Here is a 19,813-nt window from a genome sequence, read left to right as displayed (position 1 = left end):
GACATAGGCGTGCTAGGGAGCAGCTCTATATTCTCGATGCGAAAAACGACGCCGACGAAGAAGCGGGTGAAATGCGCTTCCAGCTTTCGTCGGTACTATACGCACGCAAAACACAATGCTACGGATTGTGCATGACCGCAGTCTCGCCGCTTCAGGAACGTATTCGCAATCAGCTTCGGGCCCAGTTCTTCGAGGGAATTCAAGTCGGAGAGCGAATCAACGAGGCAGAGATTGCTGCCATTCTCGGCGTATCACGCACGCCGGTGCGTCGGGCTCTGGTGCAATTGCAACGCGAGGGCGTTGTCAGCTACGAGGCGAACCGCGGTTTCCGATTGCTTGAAGCAAGCAGGGCCGACGCCGCCCAAGGGCAAGTGGTTACACTTTCGCTCGATGAAACGGTGATGCGCGACATGGCGCTTGGCGCGTTGGATGGCGTCATCAGCGAGCGGGCGCTGCTGGCGCGTTACAATGCCACACCGGGCGGCCTGACCTCGACCTTGCGCCGACTGATGCGCGACCAGCTTGCCGAACCGTCGCCCGGTCGCGGCTGGATCTTTGCGGATGTCGGCGCTGCCGCGCTCGATGACGGATACCGCTTCCGCCAGATAGTCGAGCCGGCAGCGATCCTGTCGGATCTCTATGAGGTTGACCGGAGCGTGATGGAGGCTCTCGACGGCGAGCATGCGCGGGCCATCGATACCATGGAAACGATGGATAGTCGGCGCCTGTTCGAGCTCGACGCGAAATTCCATCTGATGATCGCGCAGGGTGCCCGATCGGCCAGCCTTGTCGCGGCGATCGAACGACAGAACAACATCCGCCGGGTCAACGAATATCTCGGTTTTGGCCGGCGAGAACGCATCCGCCAGTCTCTCGCGGAGCATCGCGGCATCATGGCGGCGTTAAAGGCCGGCGAACACCAGCTCGCCGCGGCGCTGATGCGGATACATCTCCAAATCTCACGCGAGGAAACCTTCGTCCATCTGGAGGAGGACCTGGAATCGGTGCGCTCCGGCCGTGTCCGGATCGGCGGCGAGGCCGACTGAGGCCTTTTCGCGGCTCAGCCAAACCCCTTCTCGGCGGCAAAGCGGCGCACGACATTTTCGGTAATGTCGGCGATTTGGTTGTCATAGGCGTTCCAGGCCATGGCGCCGGCCCAGGCGATGGAGCCGGTGGAGAAGACGGCGCCGCCGCTCTGCGTCTCGAAGAATACCATGTCCGCACGGATGAGATCGCACTGGGTTCCCGACCAGGTTGGTGTCGGGTCGAGCAGGTCCTCGGGCGTCATCAGGTAGATATCCGTATGCATCCTCGACGACGCCAGCACCAGCGCATGTGGCGGCGTGCCCAGGGCGAGGTCGGCGCGGTCGATCTCGTTGCCGGCGGCACCACCGCCGTTGAGCCCGAAATCGCCGAGCACGTCGCCCTCGACGCCAGCAAAGATGAAGTTGGCGCGCGGATCGTTGCTGGCTTCGTTGCGGATATAGGGTGACGACAGGTCAAAGCCCTGCGCGGTCATGCCGACGCCGAAGATCTGTTGCGGCGGGCGGCCGATGCGGCGCCACAGGCCACCGAGTTCGTCAGTGAACTGGTGCCAGTAATTGCCGGTGCCCGGCTCCCAGCCGCGAATACCGGATTCCGCGCGCCGGCATTCGATGACGCCGGGCAGTGCCTCGCTGTAGGCAATGCGCCAGTAGAAGCCGTTGCCGCCGAGATAGGCGACGCGGCCGCCACGATCGAGAAAACTCTGATAGGCATCGAGCATGCGGGTGCTGGTGTATTCGGGGTGGCTGCCGGTGAGGACAACACGGTAACCGTCAAAAGCATTGCCGCCCTCGCGGTCGAGGTCCTCGTCGGTCAGCACGTCATAGGCGATGCCGCGATCCTCGAGGAAGCCGAGAATGTGGGTGTCGGCGTTGAACTGCCAGATGTTGGAGCCGGTGCCGCCGATGAAGCCCTGCACCTTGGGCTGGAAGTCGAGGATCGGCCGCAGCCGTGACGAATAGAAGACGCCGGAACCGTCATTGTGCACCTCGTACAGGGACAGGCCGAGTTCGGGATGTTCCTGCAGGTGCAGATGGTGGCGGTCGAGCTGCAGCAATTGGCCGGTGCCGATCTCGGTTTCCGAAACATCGATGCCGAGGCGGTGGTTGGCATAGGCCATGTAGCTGGCGGTAGGCAGCACGAACACGACGCTGTTCTTGCGGTGCCTTGCCCGCACGACGAAGACGACGAAATACTCAGCCTCGGCGTCCTCATCGGAGAACAGTCGCACGGCGTAGACGCCGCTCTTGATATCGGCCGGCACCGTGACGGCGAAATCAGTCTGCCAGGCGGCGTCATAAAGATCGTCGTCGTGGAAATGCACGGCGGCATAGCAGGCGGGATCCTCGACCCAGCGATAACTTCCGCCGCTCCAACCGCACCCGGTCACGGCCCGGTGCGGCAGGTTGAAGAAGCGGCCGTGCAGGCGGTGCGGGCCACGATCCGAAAGACGGTCGCCGCGCATGTTCTCCGCGAAATCCCAGTCCGCGGCCGGTTTCAGCGGGCTCGCACAGCCGAGCATGATCAGGGCGATCTGCCCTGCCGAGTATGCGCCGTCATAGATGCGTGGATTCTCGATCTTGCCGTTGAAGAACCATCCGGGAAATCCGCCAGCCGCCATCGACGCACCGAAGAGGATGGGAGAGCGAGACAACACGTTGTGGTGGCCGCGCGCCGAAACCGAATCCGATGCGGAATCGGCGATCTTCGGAAACCGCTGCACGGCAATCTGGCTGATTGTCAGCCGCTCGGCGGTGGCGTCATAGGTCGCGACGACAACATACCATGAGTGCTCACGGCAGGCGGCGCCGGACGCGACGGCACTCGTGTGGCCCTCGCTTGTCAGCTCTGTCGACGCCATGGCGTTGTCATCGAGGAAGAGGCGACAGCCGTTCTCGGGAGTGCCAACGGATAGGATTGACTGCCGGCCCCGGCCGGGCAATGTCGGCCAGATCAGGGCGGCAATGGTGAAGGAGCCGGAGGGGCAGAGTTCGGCAGCACCTTCCACCCTGCCGTAGGAGCCAGGGCGAATTTTCTGCTCGCGTGCGGGAAACGGACCACCGAGATCGGCCGCGATCAGCTCGTCGCGATAACCCGGCCCATCCGGATTGATATCACCCTGGATGACGCGCCGCAGCTCGGCCCGATAGGTTTGAAGACCGATGGCGCTGACCTTGATGTCAATCGTGTCGCCGGGAAAGCAGCTGATCCTGTCCGTGTAGGCGGCGATCTTGAGCATGATGGGTCCTTCAGGCCTTGAGTTCCGTTCCGGTCAAGTCGTGCCAGCGGCGGCGAAACACATCCCGCTCCGCCTCCAGCTGGTCGGTGTATTCGACGCCAGCAACGAGGCTGACCGGTGCGCCGCGCCGGCCTGGAAGCCTTGCCAACGCCCAGCGGCGACAGGGTTCGAGTGTGACCAGCACGTATTTGCCCTCGAGCGCGCCACCACGCATCAGGTTGAGCACACGCTGCAGGCCCGGGCTGTGATAGCCGATCGGACTTTCCATGAATTCGACCGCATAGACCAGGTCGTCTTTCCCAAGCATGTATCGTGCCATTGAAAATGCCCTATTATATTAAAAAGCGCATAGTCACGCTTTGTGAGAATTTAGCAATTTGGTGTCTGTCAGACACGGATGGAGTGCCTTATTCTCAAGTTTATCTGCGAGCTTAAGCTCTATCTCGGAGATACACTCGTCCGCGACGTGTCGCAAGTCGTCTGTAATAAAAATGCATTATTTATTGACAAAACGCAATTTGACTGTTTTGCTTGGTCATCGGGTTTCGGAGGAGTCGAGAAAATGACCACAGCAATTCAGTCCTGGGAGCGGCGCGAGGCCGAGAGCTTCTTTCACACATTCAGCGACCTGCCTTCGCTGCGGCAAGACGGGCCGGTGGTGATCGAAAGGGGTGAAGGTGCCTATATCGTGGACACGGGCGGGCGGCGCTATTTCGAGGGCAATTCCGGCCTCTGGAACATGACGCTGGGCTTCTCCGAGCAACGCCTGACCGATGCGGCGGCGCGCCAGTATGCGGAGCTGCCGGGCTACCACACCTTCTTCGGCCGTAACTCCAAGCCATCGATCGCGCTTGCCGAAAGGATGCTGGCGCTGGCGCCCGTGCCGATGAGCCGGGCGTTCTTCACCAATTCAGGTTCGGAGGCCAATGAATCGGTCGTCAAGCTGTTGTGGATGATGTGGGCGCATGACGGGCAGCCGCAACGCCGCAAGTTGTTGACGCGCAAGAATGCCTATCACGGCGCGACCGTGATGGCGGCGTCGCTGACCGCCAAGGACTATAACAAGGCTTTTGGCCTGCCGCTGCCGGAGATCGTCGTACTCGACTGCCCGCATGCCTACCGCTATGCCGCGCCGGGCGAAAGCGATGACGAGTTCTGCGCCCGGCTCGCCGCCAATCTCGAAGTGACGATCGAGGCGGAGGGGCCGGAAACCATTGCCGGAATGTTCGCGGAGCCGGTTATGGGCGCCGGTGGTGTGATCGTGCCGCCGCAGAACTATTTCGGCCACATCCAGCCGATCTTGAAGCGTCATGGCATTCCGCTGGTCGCCGATGAAGTGATTTGCGGTTTCGGCCGCACCGGCAATTTGTGGGGAACGCAGACGATGGGCATGCAGCCCGACATCATGGTGGCCTCCAAGAGCATGTCGGCCGGCTATTTCCCGATGGGCGCGGTGATGCTGTCTAAAGACATCGACCGTCGCGCCTTGGCGGCGGCTGAAGCCTTCGAGGAGTTTCCGCACGGTTTCACCACCGGTGGGCATCCGGTCGGCTGCGCCATCTCGCTGGAGGCGATCCGTATCATCACCGAGGAGGGTGTCCTCGATGACATCCGCAATGTCGGCAGTGTGCTGCAGAGCGGATTGGACCAGCTCGCCCAGCATCCGATGGTCGGCGAGGCAAGGGGCGTCGGGCTGATGGGGGCGCTGGAAATGGTCTCGGACAAGACAAGCAAGGCGCCTTTCGCCGGCCATCTGCGCATCGGCGAGCGTATTGCCAAGGCGGCGCGCGATCGCGGCTTCATCATCCGCCCGCTTGGCTCATCCGTGGTGCTGGCGCCGCCCTTTATTTCGACCGCGCGGGAGATCGAAGCGCTCGTCGCAACGCTCGGCGAAATCCTCGATCAGGTCTACGCCTCGGCCCGCAAGGAAGCCGCCTGACCGAATGCAATCAGCCCGGACTGTTGACGGGTCCGGGCGAAGTCCGCAGGCGCGCCGCTTCGGACCCCTACGATGCGGCGCGCCCAAGGAGCCCTAGGAATACGGAGCGTGCTGGCAAGGATGCATGTGCGCCCCCGCAACGAAAAACAAGCCCGCTCGACGGGCGGGGAACAAGCCGGAAAACCGGCTGAATAACAATGGGAACGAATCCATGACAGACGCAAAACCGACGCTGGACCGGCGTCTTAGCGCTACATCGGCCACCATGTTCGGCCTCTCCTACATGTCACCCATGGTGGTGATCGCGACATTGGGTGCGATCGCGATTAAGACCGGCGGCGCCGTCGCTCTCGCCTATGTCGTGGCCACAGCGGCGATGATGCTCACCGCCGCCAGCTATGGTTATATGGCGGCGCGCAATCCGAAGGCGGGGTCGGCCTATACCTATGCCTCGAGCGTATTCGGTCCGATAGCAGGGTTTGCCGTCGGCTGGGCACTGCTGCTCGACTATTTCTTCATCCCGATGGTGATCTGTCTGCTGACCGCCACCGGCCTCTCGACACTGGCGCCCGACGTGCCCTTCTGGATCTGGGTGATCGCGGTTGCTGCACTGTCGACGATCATCAACACGCTGGGCATCAAGCTGACCGATCAGATCAACCTGGCGATCATGGCAGTGCAGCTGGTGGTGGTTGTCGCGCTGATCTATCTGTGCATCAAGTTCGCGCTCAACACACCGCAGGTCGGCACGCTGGTTTCCTCACGGCCGCTCTTCAATGACGCGACGACCCTGCCACTGGTGATGGCGGGAGCGGCGGTTGCCTGCTATTCGTTCCTTGGCTTCGATGCGATCTCGACGCTTTCGGAGGAAACCATCGACCCGCGCCGCAACATTCCGCGCGCCATCATGTTCGCCACGTTGCTCGGCGGCGCCATCTTCCTGGCCACCGCCTATTTCATGATGCTGGTGCATCCCTCACTCGATTATGCCAGCGTCGACGGGGCGGCCTATGAAATCGTCGGCCAGATCGGTGGCGAGACGTTCAAGGCAGTGTTCACCGTCGTCGTCATCATCGCCTTCTTCGCCGCCGGCCTCTGCGCGCAGGCCAGTGCCTCGCGGCTGCTCTATGTGATGGGCCGCGACCGGATCCTGCCGTCTATCGGCTTTGCCTATATCCATCCTTCCTTCAAGACGCCGGCGGTCAATATCGTGCTGGTTGGCCTGGTCATGCTGGGTGCTGCCAGGTTCGACATCGCGACCTCGACCTCGTTCATCAACTTCGGCGCCTTCACGGCCTTTTTCGCCGTCAACCTCTGCGTCGTTGCCTGCGTGTTGCGTGGTGAAGGGCGCGAACGCCCCATTCTTGCCGCGCTCGCCGGCATCGTCGGCGCGCTGTTTTGCGGCTGGCTGTTCTTCAGCCTCGATCGGCTGGCGGTGGAACTTGGCCTTGGCTGGCTGACGGTTGGCTGCCTCTACCTTCTTTTCCGTACGCGTATCCTCACCCGGCCGCTGCCACGCATAGCCGCCGACCTCTGAAGAGCAGATGACCATGCCCGGTCCGCCGGGCGCGCCTTCGCAATCCGCATCGCTGATCCATCTGGAACCAGCGCGCTTCGATCCATCCAGGGAGTCAAATCCATGACAGACCATACGGACAGTGCATCGCCGGGCTTGCAATCAGGAGCTATCCGCATCTGGGAAAGCGTCCTCATCTCCATCGCCTCCTCGGCTCCGGGGCAGGCCACGGCCGTCTCGCTGGGGCTGCTCATTCCGGCGACTGCCTATGCCGGTGGCCTCTCCATTATCGCTACCACCACGGCCATGCTCGCCATCGCCTGGTCTTATCACCGGCTCAACATGTGGCAACAGAATGCCGGCGGCGCCTATGTCTGGGTTGGCCGCGCCGTCAGTCCCTATCTTGGGTATCTGGTCGGCTGCGTCATGCTGGCGGGGTACCTACTCGGCACCGTCAGCGACATCCTCCCCATCGGCCCCGCCATACTCACGCTGCTTGGCTTCGCCGATGTTTCGAATGCGTGGGGCGAGGTGATCTCGGCAACGCTACTCGGCAGCATCACGGTAATCTATGCCATCGTCGGCATCCACATGACGGCCAGGTTCCAGACCTTCATCTCCCTCATGGAACACCTGATCCTGATCAGCTTCTGCGTGATCGGCGTCTATGTCGTGTTCATCCTGAAGCGCGAAGGCACGGTGACGCCGACATGGGAGTGGCTGTCGCCGAAAGGCGTCGGCGGCGCCGGCAGCCTGGTCGCCGGCATGATTATCGCCGTCTATCTTTTCACCGGCTGGGATACGTCGATTTATCTTAACGAAGAGACCGAACGGCCGGAGGTCAATCCTGGCCGGGCGGCGCTGTGGTCAGTTGCGATCCTGGGCGTCTATTACACCATACTTGTCGTGACACTGCAGGGTGCGGCATCTCTGGCCGATATCAGCGCGCATCAGGATTCGGCGCTGATCTTCATTGCCCATCAGCTGGTCGGCTCCCCCTGGGACAAGGCGATGGCGCTCGCCATCGTGCTGTCGATCCTCGGCACCACGCAGGCCTTCCTGGTCGGTGCGGCCCGCATTTCCTTCGCCATGGCCCGAGACCGGTTGCTGCCAGGAGTGCTTGGCGAGATCAGCCCGAAATACCGCACGCCGGCCAAGGCGACGATCATCTTCGGCGTGTCCATGATCGTGATGACCTGGCTCTATGTCTTTCTGTCCTCGGTCGCCGGCGCCTTCGACACCGTCGTCAGCGTGGTCGGTATCATGTTCGCGCTTTTCTACGCGGTGACGGGCTTTACGGTGACTTGGGCATTTCGCGCCACCGTCACAGCAAACACGCGCAACCTGATCAGCCTTGGCCTGATCCCGACTATCGGGGGTGCCACCTTGCTGGCGATCGCGATTGTCTCGATCCGCCAACTTGAGCCGGCCGCCCTGTTGTCGCTCATCGCCATCGTACTCGTAAGCCTGGTGATGATGGTAGTCGCCAGGTTTGGGAAGGGGGCGGTGTTCTTCCGCACCCGCGCCGCCGAGACGCAATCGCAGCCACAACACATCTGACGCACGAACCTAACTGAAATCGGAGGACCGACATGAACTACGACCCCGCGCTACGTCTCGATCCATCACCTTTTGCAGACCGCGATCAGACATCGGTGGCCTCGCGCCTGCCGATCGCGGGTCGGCTGACGCTGAAGCAGCTCAGCCAGGCGATTGGCGAGGGGGCGATCGACACGGTGATCGTGGCAATGACCGACATGCAGGGCAGGCTGATCGGCAAGCGCCTGACCGGGCGTTTCTTTCTGGAGACCGGTGCCTGCCGGCAGCTGTTCTGTGATTATTTCCTGGCGACGGACATGGAGATGACGCTGGTACCCGGATACGAAAGCGCCTCCTGGGCGAAGGGCTATGGCGATTTTGCCCTGGTGCCGGATCTCTCCACGGCACGCGCCATACCTTGGCTGGAGAAGACGGCGATCATTCTGGCGGACGTCACCAGCCGCAATGGTGCGGTGCTCGACCATTCGCCGCGCCAGCTGCTGCGTCACCAGTTGCAAAGGCTGGCCGACATGGGGCTTGCCGCCGACATGGCGGCGGAACTCGAATTCTACCTGTTCAATGAGACCTTCGACGAGGCGAGGGCGCGCAAATATGAAAATCTGAAGTTCTCCAGTTGGTATCCGGAGGATGGCCACATCTTCCAGACCACCAAGGACGAGCCCTATATTCGCGCGATCCGCACGCTGATGGAGAAAGCAGACATTCCCGTCGAAGGTTCGAAGGCCGAGTGCAGTCCCGGTCAGCAGGAAATCAATTTGCAATATGCCGAGGCTCTGGAAACCTGCGATCGCCTTGTCCTCTACAAGAACGGCTGCAAGGAGATCGCCCATCAGATGGGCAAGTCCATCAGTTTCATGCCGAAGCTCGACGAGAAGCTGTCGGGCAGTTCATGTCATGTCCATATTTCGCTGCGCGATATAACAAGTGGCGGCTCGGCCTTTCACGATCCGGCGTCCGAGGGTGGAATGTCCGCCACCTTCAGGCATTTTCTGGCCGGCGCCATCGCCCATGCACCAGCCGCGACATTCTTCTATGCGCCCAACATCAACTCCTACAAACGCTTCACGGAAGGTACCTTCGCGCCGACGCGGCTGGCCTGGTCGGTCGACAACCGCACGACGGCCTTCCGCGTGCTCGGCCACGGTCCTTCGCTGCGCTTCGAATGCCGGGTTCCCGGCGCCGACGCCAACCCCTATCTCGCCTTCGCGGCATTGATCGCCAGTGGGCTCGCGGGCATCGAGAGCAGGTTGGAACTAGCGCCCGAGCATGTCGGCGACGCCTATGGCGCGACCGAGGTCGCGCGCATCCCGAGAACGATGGGCCAGGCCTTGCAGCACCTGGAGACTTCGGAAGCGTTGCGGGCGGGTTTGGGCAGCAGCGTCATCGCGCACTATCTGCACAGTGGCCGCTGGGAACTCAACGCATTCGAGACCGCTGTCACCGACTGGGAAAGATTGCGCCTGTTCGAACGCTGCTGAGCATGGGGCGATTGCCTGCGGAATTGAAGCGGGCGGGACCACGGGGCGCGGAAAAACCCATACGCGTCACGGGCCTCGGCAGGAGAAGTTTCATACAGTCCCGATCGTTGCATGACCGCACTCGACACTGTTCAAACTGCAGTTTTGGCGGGATATAAGAAATGATGCTATTCGGCTGCGGCTATCTCCGATCACCGAGGTGGCTCGTCGCCCAATAACGATTTGTGTACGACTGAGCTCAGCGTTGTTCCGGTTATCATTGCTTCAAGCTTTGATATGTAGCAAGCACATGGGATAACGCCCCGGATCAAGTTGTACCCGCAGGAAAAAAGTGACCACCACCGACAGCGTATCTCCAGACATTTATGCAATTGCCGACATCCACGGGCGTGCTGATCTCCTTGAAGCAATGCTTGGTTACATCGCGGCTGCTTCGCACGGCCAGCTATCCAAACCGATCATCATCTTCCTTGGTGACTTGATCGACCGTGGTCCACAGAGCCCAAAGGTGCTTGATCGGGTCGCCTTGACGCTGGATCTATATCCCGGCTCTCGGCTTATTCTCGGGAACCACGATTTTTATCTGCGCGAGTTGCTTCGTGGTACGCTCACCGATCAAGACACTGCCAACTGGATGGATTGGGGAGGGGTTGCAACCGTCAGCGCATATTCCGACAGTCCGGTGCCGGATTTCAAGAATATCGCCGCGGATATCCGCCGCACCTTTCCCCACCACGCCGATCTGCTGGAAAATGCGCTGACATTCATGGAGATTGGTCGTTACTGTTTTGTGCATGCTGGAATCCGTCCTGGAGTGCTGCTCGCAAAACAAAGCGAGGATGATTTGCGCTGGATCAGGGCGGGCTTTCTCGACCATAGCGAAGCCTTCGACTACGTCGTCATGCATGGTCACACGATCACGCAGTCGCTACGGCCCGAAATTTACTCGAACCGAATAGCTTTGGATACAGGAGCATATCGGACCGGCAGGCTGAGCGCCGCGGTGATCCGGCGCGGTGAACTTTCACACTTCCTCTGCACCGAATTGGTAGAGGGTGGCGTTATCCAGGTGGACAAGTGGTGGCCAAGGTGAAGCATGTCCCCATGACCGTAACCGATTGGTTTCACGGGATGCGGGTTGAACGGCCATCTCCCCGGAATTAGCTTGTATCCGGCTCGGTCAAAAATCGACAATCAGAGCCAACTGATGAATCGCTATTTCAATTTATTTTGTGTCTCACCCAAAATTGGGAAGCGATACTTTACTCACGAACAATCCGGAGAACACGCTCCATTGTCGCGGCACTCAACGGATTCATGCGCAAAGGCAAGATCGCTGCAGCATTCGAACGTGCCAGAAGTCTGCCCAATCGTGAAATTTATCTTTTCAAGGATTGCAAACTAGCCGGATGGGTGCGCGAAGGAGCGCTCACCCTGCTTGAGGCGTATACCCATTTTCTGCCACCCTCATTCATATCTCAGCGCATCGACAGGATCGAGCCTGGCTGCGCGCCAGGCCGGAAAGAGCGTGGCGAGGAAGGAGAGAATCAGCGCCATCAGGACGACCGATATGATTTCCGCCATGTCCATGCGCGCTGGCAACTGGCTGAGGAAATAGATCTCGGGATTGAATATTGTCCGCCCCGATATCCACGAGAAGAACTGGCGGATCGGCTCGATATTCATGCACACGATGATGCCGAGCATGACGCCGGCGATTGTGCCGGCGACGCCGATCGCCGCTCCGGTCATGAAGAAGATGCGCATGATTGAACCGCTCGTCGCGCCCATCGTGCGCAGGATCGCGATGTCGGCGCTCTTGTCCTTGACCAGCATGAACAATCCCGAAATGATGTTCAGCGCGGCGACCAGCACGATCAGCGTCAGGATCATGAACATGACGTTGCGCTGAACCTGAAGGGCCGAGAAAAAGGTCTGGTTGCGCTGGCGCCAGTCGGTCAGGAACACAGGCCGCATTGCCGCGCCCTCGACGGCCGGGCGCAACTGATCCACCGCATCCGGGTCGTCGACGAAGACCTCGATCGATTGTACGACATCTTCGGAATTGAAGTAGAGCTGAGCTTCTCTCAGCGGCAGATAGATGACCGAACTGTCATATTGCGACATGCCGACTTCGAAAATCGCCACCACCGGATAGGTCTTCTGGCGCGGGGTGATGCCGAACGGCGTCACGTCGCCTTCGGGCGCCACAAGCTGGATGCCGTCGCCCACCGCAAGACCCAGCCTATCGGCCATCCGCTTGCCGATGGCCGCTCCCCCGGATGCGTCGAAGCCGCCGAGCGTACCCTGACGGACATTCCCGGAGACCAGCGCAAGCTTGCCGATGTCCTCCTGACGCACGCCGCGCACCAGCGCGCCGGTTCCCGCACCAACCCGGCCGGTTGCGAGCACCTGCCCCTCGGCCAGGGGGATCGCATGGCGCACGCCGGCAAGGCCATTGATACGCGCGGCAATCTCCTCGTAATCACCAAGACCACCTTCGGTCGACTGCACGATCAGATGGCCGTTGATGCCGAGAAGGCGGTCGAGGAGCTCGGCGCGAAAGCCGTTCATGACAGCCATGACGGTGATCAGCGTTGCCACACCCAGCATGATGCCGATGAACGAGATGATCGCGATGACCGAGATCACCGTTTCCTTGCGCCTGGAGCGCAGATAGCGCCACGCAACGACGCGCTCGAAGGCCGAAAACGGCCCGGCGCCCTTTATCGAGACGGTCTCGCTCATGCGGTCGCTCCCAGCGCGCCGGCTGCATTGTCTGGCGTCAAGCTGGTGCGCTCACCGGTCTTGCGAGTTGCATGATAGTGCTCTGGAGCGGCGGCAAGATGTATCGTCACCGGAGAAAGCTGGCAGCCGAGCATTGCGCGAACATTGCGCCGGACCCGGTTACGCGACATTTGAGAGCTCCATTCCCTGCCGGGGGCGGTGCCGGCAACAGCGCCCAAACCAACGCTCAAGGCCATCCCTTGTGCCACGATGCGCGGACGAAAATCGCCGCGTCCAGTTGTATATTATTGGACAGCGGGAATTCGAATGCATGCGATTTTCAATGCCCGCTCAAGCCTTGCCGGTCGAAGACTTATTTGGCCGTGTGTGTCTTCAGGCCTGCAAGGATATATTGAGCGAGCCTGTCATAATCACCATCGAAATGATGGCCGCCGGGCATGCCGATCACCTTTATTCCCGTGCGCCGCAGAGCCGGACAGGCATTGTCGTGATCGTCGTCCTTGCCATAAACGCATTGGATTATCTCAGGTCTGATCGACCGGACGTCATCGACGGGGTTGCCGCCTTTGCCTTCGGTTTGAAACCCAAGCCAGCCCGCAAGGGAGATCACATAATCGACCTTGTGCGACAGGGACAGGAGTGAAATTGCCCCGACCTTCGCCTTCTGTTCCGGGCTCAGCCTGTTGTAGCTCGCCGGCATCACGTCTGCGCCAAAGGAATAGCCGACAAGAAGGACATGGTGCACGTTCAGCCGCTTGGTGTAATAATCGATGATGCGACCAAGATCTCCGGCCGTCTTCCGGGCTGTCCGCCCAGACCAGAAATAGCGAAGGGAATCCACTCCTATCACCGGAATGCCCGCGTTGCGCAAATAGCTGCCGACCTCCTCGTCGAGGTCTTGCCATCCACCATCGCCAGAATAAAGGATGGCGAGCGTGTCCCGGGTCGCCTTGCCATTGATCATGTGGATCGGAAGATTTGGCGGCGTGGTTTCACTGGGCAGCGGCCTGGCGGTGGCTCCGTCTTGTCGGGCATTTACCGGACCGCCCGTGACCGCAAGTATCGCAATCAAAACGGCTGCATATTTCAGGATCATTTGCGCGAGGCCTCTTTCAAGATAGCCTATCTATATCGCTCGATGTTCCCGGAAAAGATGGTGCCCGCATTGTAGGGCTGAAGAAATTCGTCGCAGACAACGATGCTGCTTGGCGAAACGAAAGCGCTCCCCGGAGAATAGATCCATCTGAAACGCTTGTTGGTCATCAAGCAATGTAGCCCTTCACATCGCTTGATGACCACAATAGCTTTGTTCGCCCACCAGGCCATTTCAGTTGGGAAGCGGCGGCAAACGTGGAGCGTCCAATCCGTGAAACGGATCGCGCCAGGCTTCGATTTGGTTTAACCGATCAGACCATCGTCTTATGGCGGGATAGTCCTCTATCGGAAGGCGTGCCGCGTCGTTGAAGGGCAAGAACGTCGCCATGCGAAAATCGGCAAACGAGATGGTCTCGCCGAGGATCCACGATCGATTGGACAATTCACCTTCGAGAATGACTGCCGCTTTGTGGAATTGTGTTAGACCCTCTGCAACCATTGTGTCGTCACAGGGCCCTATACCGTAGCGCGGCTTCGTGCCGCGCTCCCAGTGGACGATGTCGCATGCCTTCATGAAGTTTTCCTTCGCCCAACTGATCCAGCGGATCATGTCCGGTTCTTCATCGTCGGTTCTCCAGAAGTTCGAGCCGGCGTGTCTGGACAGCCAGCAGGCAATCGCATCGCTTTCCCAAAGCGTTCGACCGGAATGCTCCAGAATCGGCAAAAGAAGGTTCGGATTGAGCGGCAGATACCGCTCCGATTGTCCAGGAGCCATCGGTGCGGCGAACTCGAACGCGACATTCGTTTTCAAGAAACGTGCAACGGCAACTGCAAGGCGTGGATTGGGGTTCCTGCTGAAATACAACTTCATTTGGTTTTGCCTCCGGTGTCTTCGTCGTAGAAGACGAACGAAGATTCACCTTTTCGACAATTACGGATCAAAAATCTTCTTTGAGGCCGAGTTTATTCGAATGGCGCTGCATCTTACTCCCGATAACTATCCCGCGCCGATTTTCCTGGTTGCTTAGCCGTGTTTGTTGACGGCCTTGATCAAAAGCGCAGAGTATCCGGCGGGAACCGTGTGGACGGCTCCCGCCAGGGCGTCATTCGGCGGCCTGGAGATCCAGTTGATCGCCCTCGGCGACGGACTGATCGGCCGCTGATGCCGCTGGCAGCCGCCATCCCTTGACCAGCCCATAGACCGCCGGGATGACGATCAGCGTCAGCAGCGTCGACGACACCATGCCGCCGATCATCGGCACGGCGATGCGCTGCATGATCTCCGAACCCGTGCCGGTTCGCCAAAGGATCGGCACGAGGCCCGCCATGATTGCGACGACGGTCATCATTTTCGGCCGGACGCGCTCGACCGCGCCGACCATGATCGCCCTGTTGAGGTCCAGCTTCGAGAAGACACGGCCTTCCTTTTCGCAGGCTGAGCGCTGCTCTTTCATCGCGTGGTCGAGGTAGATCAGCATGATCACGCCGGTCTCCGCCGCGACGCCTGCCAAAGCGATGAAGCCGACGGCAACCGCAACGGACGCGTTGAAGCCCATCCACCACATCAGCCAGATGCCGCCGACCAACGCGAAGGGCAGGGACAGCATGACAATCATCGTCTCGGTCAGCGCCTTGAAGTTCAGGTAGAGCAGCAGAAAGATCAGCGCCAGCGTCAGGGGAACGACAACGGCAAGTCGTGCCTCTGCCCGTTGAAGATATTCGAACTGGCCGCTCCAGGCGACCGAATAGCCTGATGGCATCGCCACGCTTTTGGCCACGGCTTGTTGGGCTTCGGCCACATAGCCGCCGAGATCGCGGTTGGCGATATCGACATAGATGTAGACTGCGAGCTGGCCGTTCTCCGTGCGGATTGTCGTCGCCCCACGAGTCAGCCTGACATCCGCGACCTCGCCGAGAGGCACCGTTCCGCCGCCCGGCAGGGATATCTGCACGTCCCTGGCGATCGATTGCGGGTCGCTTCGAGACGCCCGCGGATATCTTACAGCCACGCCGTAGCGTTCCCGGCCTTCTACCGTCTGTGTCACGACCTCGGAGCCCAGCGCCATGCCGACGACGTTCTGAACGTCGTTGATGGTTAAACCATACCGGCCAAGCGCCGTCCGATCTGGAACTATATCGAGATAGTAGCCGCCGATCACCCGTTCCGCATAGGCACTCGACGTTCCGGGGATCGTCTTCAGAACGGTCTCGATCTGGCGGGCGATTTTCTCCATTTCGCTGAGATCGGTGCCGTAGACCTTGACCCCAACGGGTGTCCTGATGCCGGTCGACAGCATGTCGATGCGGGCGCGGATTGGCATTGTCCAGGCGTTGGAGACGCCGGGAAACTGCAAGGCGGCGTCCATTTCCTGCTTCAGGCTCTCGGTCGTCACCCCTGGCCGCCACTCGGATTTCGGCTTCAGCGTGATGATAGTCTCGAACATCTCCGTGGGAGCGGGGTCCGTCGCGGTCAGCGCACGGCCGGCCTTGCCAAAGACGCTTTGCACTTCGGGGAAGGACTTGATGATCCGGTCCTGAGTCTGCATCAGTTCGGCCGCCTTGGTGATGGATATGCCGGGCAGGGTGGTCGGCATGTACATCAGCGTGCCCTCGTCGAGATTGGGCATGAACTCGCTGCCGATGTGCTGCACGGGCCAGATGGTGACTCCAAGGATGACAAGCGCCGCCAGAATGGTCACCGTCTTCACCCGCAGAACGCCCGATATGACCGGACGGTAGATCCAGATGAGGAATCTGTTCAATGGGTTCCTGTGCTCAGGGACGATGTATCCCCGGACGAACAGGATCATCAGGGCGGGAACGAGTGTCACTGACAGCAATGCGGCGGCGGCCATCGAGAAGGTCTTGGTGAAGGCGAGCGGGCCGAACAGGCGGCCTTCCTGCGATTCCAGCGTGAAGATCGGCAGGAACGACACGGTGATGATCAGCAGGCTGAAGAACAGCGCCGGACCGACCTCGCTTGCCGCTTCCACCAGGATTTCCACCCGCGGCTTGTCGGGTGGCGCTCGCTCGAGATGCTTGTGGGCATTCTCGATCATGACGATCGCCGCGTCGATCATCGCCCCAATGGCGATGGCGATGCCGCCAAGACTCATGATGTTCGCACCGAGACCAAGCAGCTTCATGGCGATGAAGGCCATCAGGATGCCAACGGGAAGCATGATGATGGCGACAAGGGCGCTGCGGACATGGAGAAGGAAGGCGATCGTCACGAGAGCGACCACGATCGATTCCTCGACCAAGGTGCCTTTCAGGGTTTCGATTGCAGCTTCGATCAGCGTCGAACGATCGTAGACAGGAACGATCTCGGTCCCCGCTGGAAGACTGCTCTTGATCGAATCGAGACTCTTCTTGGCGTTGTCTATGACGGTTAGCGCATTGGCACCGAACCGCTGCAGCACGATACCGCTCGCGACCTCGCCTTCGCCGTTCAGTTCGGTGATGCCGCGCCGTTCGTCTGGGACGAGTTCGACCCTGGCGACGTCGCTCAGCTTGAGCGGCACGCCGTTCTGGCTCTTCAGGACGATATTCTCGATATCGGGGATGCCCTTGAGGTAGCCGCGCCCGCGCACCATGAATTCGAACTCCGACAGCTCGACCGTGCGACCACCGACATCGGTATTGCTGGCGCGCACCGCGTTGGCGACATCATTGAGCGTGACGCCCTGTGCCTTCAGCCGAGCCGGATCGACGACGACCGAATACTGCTTGACGAAGCCGCCGACGCTCGCGACCTCGGATACGCCTTCGGATTTGGAGACGGCGAAGCGCACCACCCAGTCCTGCAGCGACCGCAGCTCGGCGAGCGATAATTGCCTGGCGACGACCGCATATTGATAGACCCAGCCCACGCCCGTCGCATCGGGCCCGAGCGTCGGCGTCACGCCTTGCGGAAGTCGGCTTTGCGCCGCGTTTAGATATTCCAGAACCCGGCTGCGCGCCCAATAGGGATCGGTGCCATCGTCGAAGATCACGTAGACGAAGGAAACGCCGAAGAATGAGAAGCCGCGCACGACCTTCGATTTCGGCACAGTCAGCATCGAGGTGGTCAGCGGATAGGTCACCTGGTCCTCGACCACCTGCGGGGCTTGGCCTGGATATTCGGTATAGACGATGACCTGGATGTCGGAGAGATCCGGGATGGCGTCGAGCGGCAGCGACCGCAATGCATAGATACCGCCTGCGACGGCAAGTGCCGCACCGACGAAGATCAGGATGAGATTGTGGGCGGACCACGAGATGAGGCGGGAGATCATGGCTTTGTCTCCTCCTGTGTCATGGCGCTGAGCGCCGAGTTCAGGTTACTTTCGGCGTCGAGCAGGAAGTTGGCGGCCACCACCACCCTGTCGCCGGCAGCGACACCCTTGGTGATCTCCGTTCGGTCCTCGCCCCGGACGCCGAGCTTGACATCCTTTGGCTCGAACTTTCCGTCGCCCTTGTCGATGAACACGACCTGCCGGTCACCAGTGTCGATGACAGCGCTGTTGGGGACAGCGACGACTGGCTTCTGCACGCCGGCCTCGATCTCGACGTCGGCGTACATGTTGGCTAGCAACAGCCCATCCGGATTGGCAAGTTCGATACGGACTTTCGTCGTCCGCGTCTGCATATCGACCTGCGGATAGATCAGATCGATGACGCCCTTGAAGGTCCGGCCGGGAAGGCTCCGGACTGTTACGTCGACTTCGGCGCCGCTGTGGACCGAGGCCAAATCATATTCAGGCACGTCGGCCATCACCCATATGTTGGAGATATCGGCGATGCGAAAGAGCGCGTCGCCGGGCTTGGCCATCATGCCAGTTGTCGCCGCGCGTTCTAGGATGATGCCGTCGCGCGGGGCGACATAACCAATGCTGGGGGGCACCTGACGGGTCCGCGCGATCGTATCGATCGCTTCCTGGGGAACGCCGAGATTTTTCAGGCGCAGAGCGGAGCCTGCATCCGCGCTGCCGCGACCGTCATTTCGCCCGGCAGCGTATTCGGAGGCGGCAGCGGCGATGTCCTTCGAGTAGAAGCTGAAGAGGTTTTGGCCCTTCCTTATGCGGTCTCCTGTCGTGACATTGGCGACGTCGTCCACGAACGAATCCGTCCGCATCGAGATGACACTGACAAGCCGCTCGTCGAGAGCGACAGTGCCGGGCACCTGGATCTTTCGGCTTATGCCGGCCATCTCGGCGATGGCGGTCTTTACGCCCGTGCGCTGCAGTTTGCCGAGCGAGACTTTTACCGTCGAGGCATCGCCCTGATCGCCCTCGAAGACCGGGATATAGTCCATGCCCATGGAGTCCTTCTTCGGCACCTTCGATGTGTCGGGCAGGCCCATGGGGTTGCGGTAATAGAGAAGTTTTCCCTTCGCCGATGTGGGGTCTGATGAAGCTGCGGTCGCTGCCGCATCGATCGGTTTGGGTGGCGCCGTGGCGAAGCTCACGTCCTCGCTTGCATGGACCGGGATGAACGGTCGTCCATCTTCGGTATTCTTCGGCGTTGCGGAGAACCTTGGTTGCCCGTCCGGATGGCGGTAGTAGATGATCGCCCCGGTTGGGACGGTCATGGAAGCGTCAGGTGTGGCAAGAGCCGGCTTAACAAGCTGAAGTCCGAGCTGCGTGCCAATATCGTTCGTGCCAGCCCAATAGCCTCCCCCGCCGAGCAATACGGCGAGGGAGAGCGTGGCTGCCACACGCAATGGCGTGTTCAAGGAGCCGCCTTCAGGACGATCTCGCCCTGGACGGTGTCAGGTTCGCCCTGGAGCTTGGCGGCGAGCTTGAAGCGCCAGTCGCCCGCCATCGTGAAGTCGGTCTTGAAAGCATAGACGCCGGGCTCGGTGGAGGTGGCCGCTTCGACCGGGGTCGTCATCGTCTCCATGCCTTCGGGAGCCATGTCCATGCGGGTGGTGAAGATGACTGCGTCGGGAACGGGTTTGCCGGTGCGTTTGTCGATCAGGCGGACGGATACCAGCGATCCCTGACCCTGTTTCACCTTGGTCGAGACAGGCTGGAATTCATAGTCCTGTGAGGCTGCAAGTGTCACGGTGGCCGAGCCAACGATCAGCACGCCGGCGAGGAGCATCGCCCCCGCGGAAAAGGAAGTGGTGTTCATGATTTACGATCTCATCGGGACGGATGTCTTGATCACGTCCTTGGGTCACTATTGATTGCCATCGGATCAGCGCAAAC

Annotated in this window: 14 protein-coding genes and 1 pseudogene; 6 read left to right on the top strand and 9 right to left on the bottom strand. The window is 60.5% G+C overall.

Annotated elements, in window-relative coordinates; all coding sequences use genetic code 11:
- Positions 1–131 precede the first annotated feature (131 nt).
- On the top strand, positions 132–1,046 hold the full coding sequence (locus tag A6U86_RS11285) for a GntR family transcriptional regulator (RefSeq protein WP_068390685.1): 915 nt from the start codon (positions 132–134) through the stop codon (positions 1,044–1,046).
- Between the two features lie 14 nt (positions 1,047–1,060).
- Here A6U86_RS11285 and A6U86_RS11280 read toward each other — a convergent pair whose 3' ends face one another.
- Both A6U86_RS11280 and A6U86_RS11275 read right to left on the bottom strand, forming a co-directional pair.
- Positions 1,061–3,283 carry a N,N-dimethylformamidase beta subunit family domain-containing protein gene (locus A6U86_RS11280; protein ID WP_068390683.1) on the bottom strand — a complete coding sequence of 741 codons (2,223 nt, stop codon included), beginning with the start codon at positions 3,281–3,283 and terminating at the stop codon, positions 1,061–1,063.
- Positions 3,284–3,293: 10 nt separating this feature from the next.
- The gene (locus A6U86_RS11275; protein WP_244509880.1) at positions 3,294–3,590 is read right to left on the bottom strand and encodes a hypothetical protein; all 297 of its coding nucleotides are present in this window, start codon (positions 3,588–3,590) and stop codon (positions 3,294–3,296) included.
- 255 nt (positions 3,591–3,845) lie between these two features.
- On the opposite strand from A6U86_RS11275, the gene A6U86_RS11270 reads away from it, so the two are divergent.
- The 5 genes from A6U86_RS11270 (at position 3,846) to A6U86_RS11250 (ending at position 10,869) form a co-directional block, all read left to right on the top strand.
- Complete coding sequence (locus tag A6U86_RS11270; protein WP_068390677.1) at positions 3,846–5,222, top strand: aminotransferase; 1,377 nt, start codon at positions 3,846–3,848, stop codon at positions 5,220–5,222.
- Positions 5,223–5,433: 211 nt separating this feature from the next.
- On the top strand, positions 5,434–6,759 hold the full coding sequence (locus tag A6U86_RS11265) for an APC family permease (protein ID WP_068390676.1): 1,326 nt from the start codon (positions 5,434–5,436) through the stop codon (positions 6,757–6,759).
- A gap of 102 nt (positions 6,760–6,861) precedes the next feature.
- Positions 6,862–8,298 (top strand): APC family permease, encoded by a 1,437-nt coding sequence (locus A6U86_RS11260; RefSeq protein WP_068390675.1) that lies wholly within the window; start codon positions 6,862–6,864, stop codon positions 8,296–8,298.
- 32 nt (positions 8,299–8,330) lie between these two features.
- Positions 8,331–9,776, top strand: a complete 1,446-nt coding sequence (locus A6U86_RS11255; protein WP_141683678.1) for a glutamine synthetase family protein — start codon at positions 8,331–8,333, stop codon at positions 9,774–9,776.
- 331 nt (positions 9,777–10,107) lie between these two features.
- On the top strand, positions 10,108–10,869 hold the full coding sequence (locus A6U86_RS11250; protein ID WP_068390671.1) for a metallophosphoesterase: 762 nt from the start codon (positions 10,108–10,110) through the stop codon (positions 10,867–10,869).
- A 374-nt stretch (positions 10,870–11,243) separates the two neighbouring features.
- Here the strand turns inward: A6U86_RS11250 and A6U86_RS11245 are convergent, their stop codons facing one another.
- The 7 genes and pseudogenes from A6U86_RS11245 to A6U86_RS11215 form a co-directional block, all read right to left on the bottom strand.
- Positions 11,244–12,524, bottom strand: coding sequence for a lipoprotein-releasing ABC transporter permease subunit (locus A6U86_RS11245; protein ID WP_068390669.1), 1,281 nt, complete (start codon positions 12,522–12,524; stop codon positions 11,244–11,246).
- Positions 12,521–12,694, bottom strand: coding sequence for a hypothetical protein (locus tag A6U86_RS35445; protein ID WP_158008746.1), 174 nt, complete (start codon positions 12,692–12,694; stop codon positions 12,521–12,523). Before A6U86_RS35445 ends, A6U86_RS11245 begins: the two co-directional genes overlap by 4 nt.
- Positions 12,695–12,876: 182 nt before the next feature.
- A pseudogene (locus A6U86_RS11235) lies at positions 12,877–13,464 on the bottom strand (virulence factor family protein); the annotation flags it as partial.
- 387 nt (positions 13,465–13,851) lie between these two features.
- Positions 13,852–14,490, bottom strand: coding sequence for a glutathione S-transferase family protein (locus tag A6U86_RS11230; protein ID WP_068390662.1), 639 nt, complete (start codon positions 14,488–14,490; stop codon positions 13,852–13,854).
- Positions 14,491–14,722: 232 nt separating this feature from the next.
- Positions 14,723–17,896, bottom strand: a complete 3,174-nt coding sequence (locus A6U86_RS11225) for an efflux RND transporter permease subunit (RefSeq protein ID WP_068390659.1) — start codon at positions 17,894–17,896, stop codon at positions 14,723–14,725.
- Positions 17,893–19,335, bottom strand: coding sequence for an efflux RND transporter periplasmic adaptor subunit (locus tag A6U86_RS11220; RefSeq protein ID WP_068390655.1), 1,443 nt, complete (start codon positions 19,333–19,335; stop codon positions 17,893–17,895). Before A6U86_RS11220 ends, A6U86_RS11225 begins: the two co-directional genes overlap by 4 nt.
- Complete coding sequence (locus tag A6U86_RS11215; RefSeq protein ID WP_068390845.1) at positions 19,332–19,706, bottom strand: FixH family protein; 375 nt, start codon at positions 19,704–19,706, stop codon at positions 19,332–19,334. Before A6U86_RS11215 ends, A6U86_RS11220 begins: the two co-directional genes overlap by 4 nt.
- Positions 19,707–19,813: the final 107 nt, after the last annotated feature.

Origin of the sequence: Rhizobium sp. AC27/96 (genome assembly GCF_001692325.1) — a bacterium.
Lineage (GTDB): Bacteria > Pseudomonadota > Alphaproteobacteria > Rhizobiales > Rhizobiaceae > Rhizobium.
This window is presented reverse-complemented; position numbering and strand designations above follow the sequence as displayed.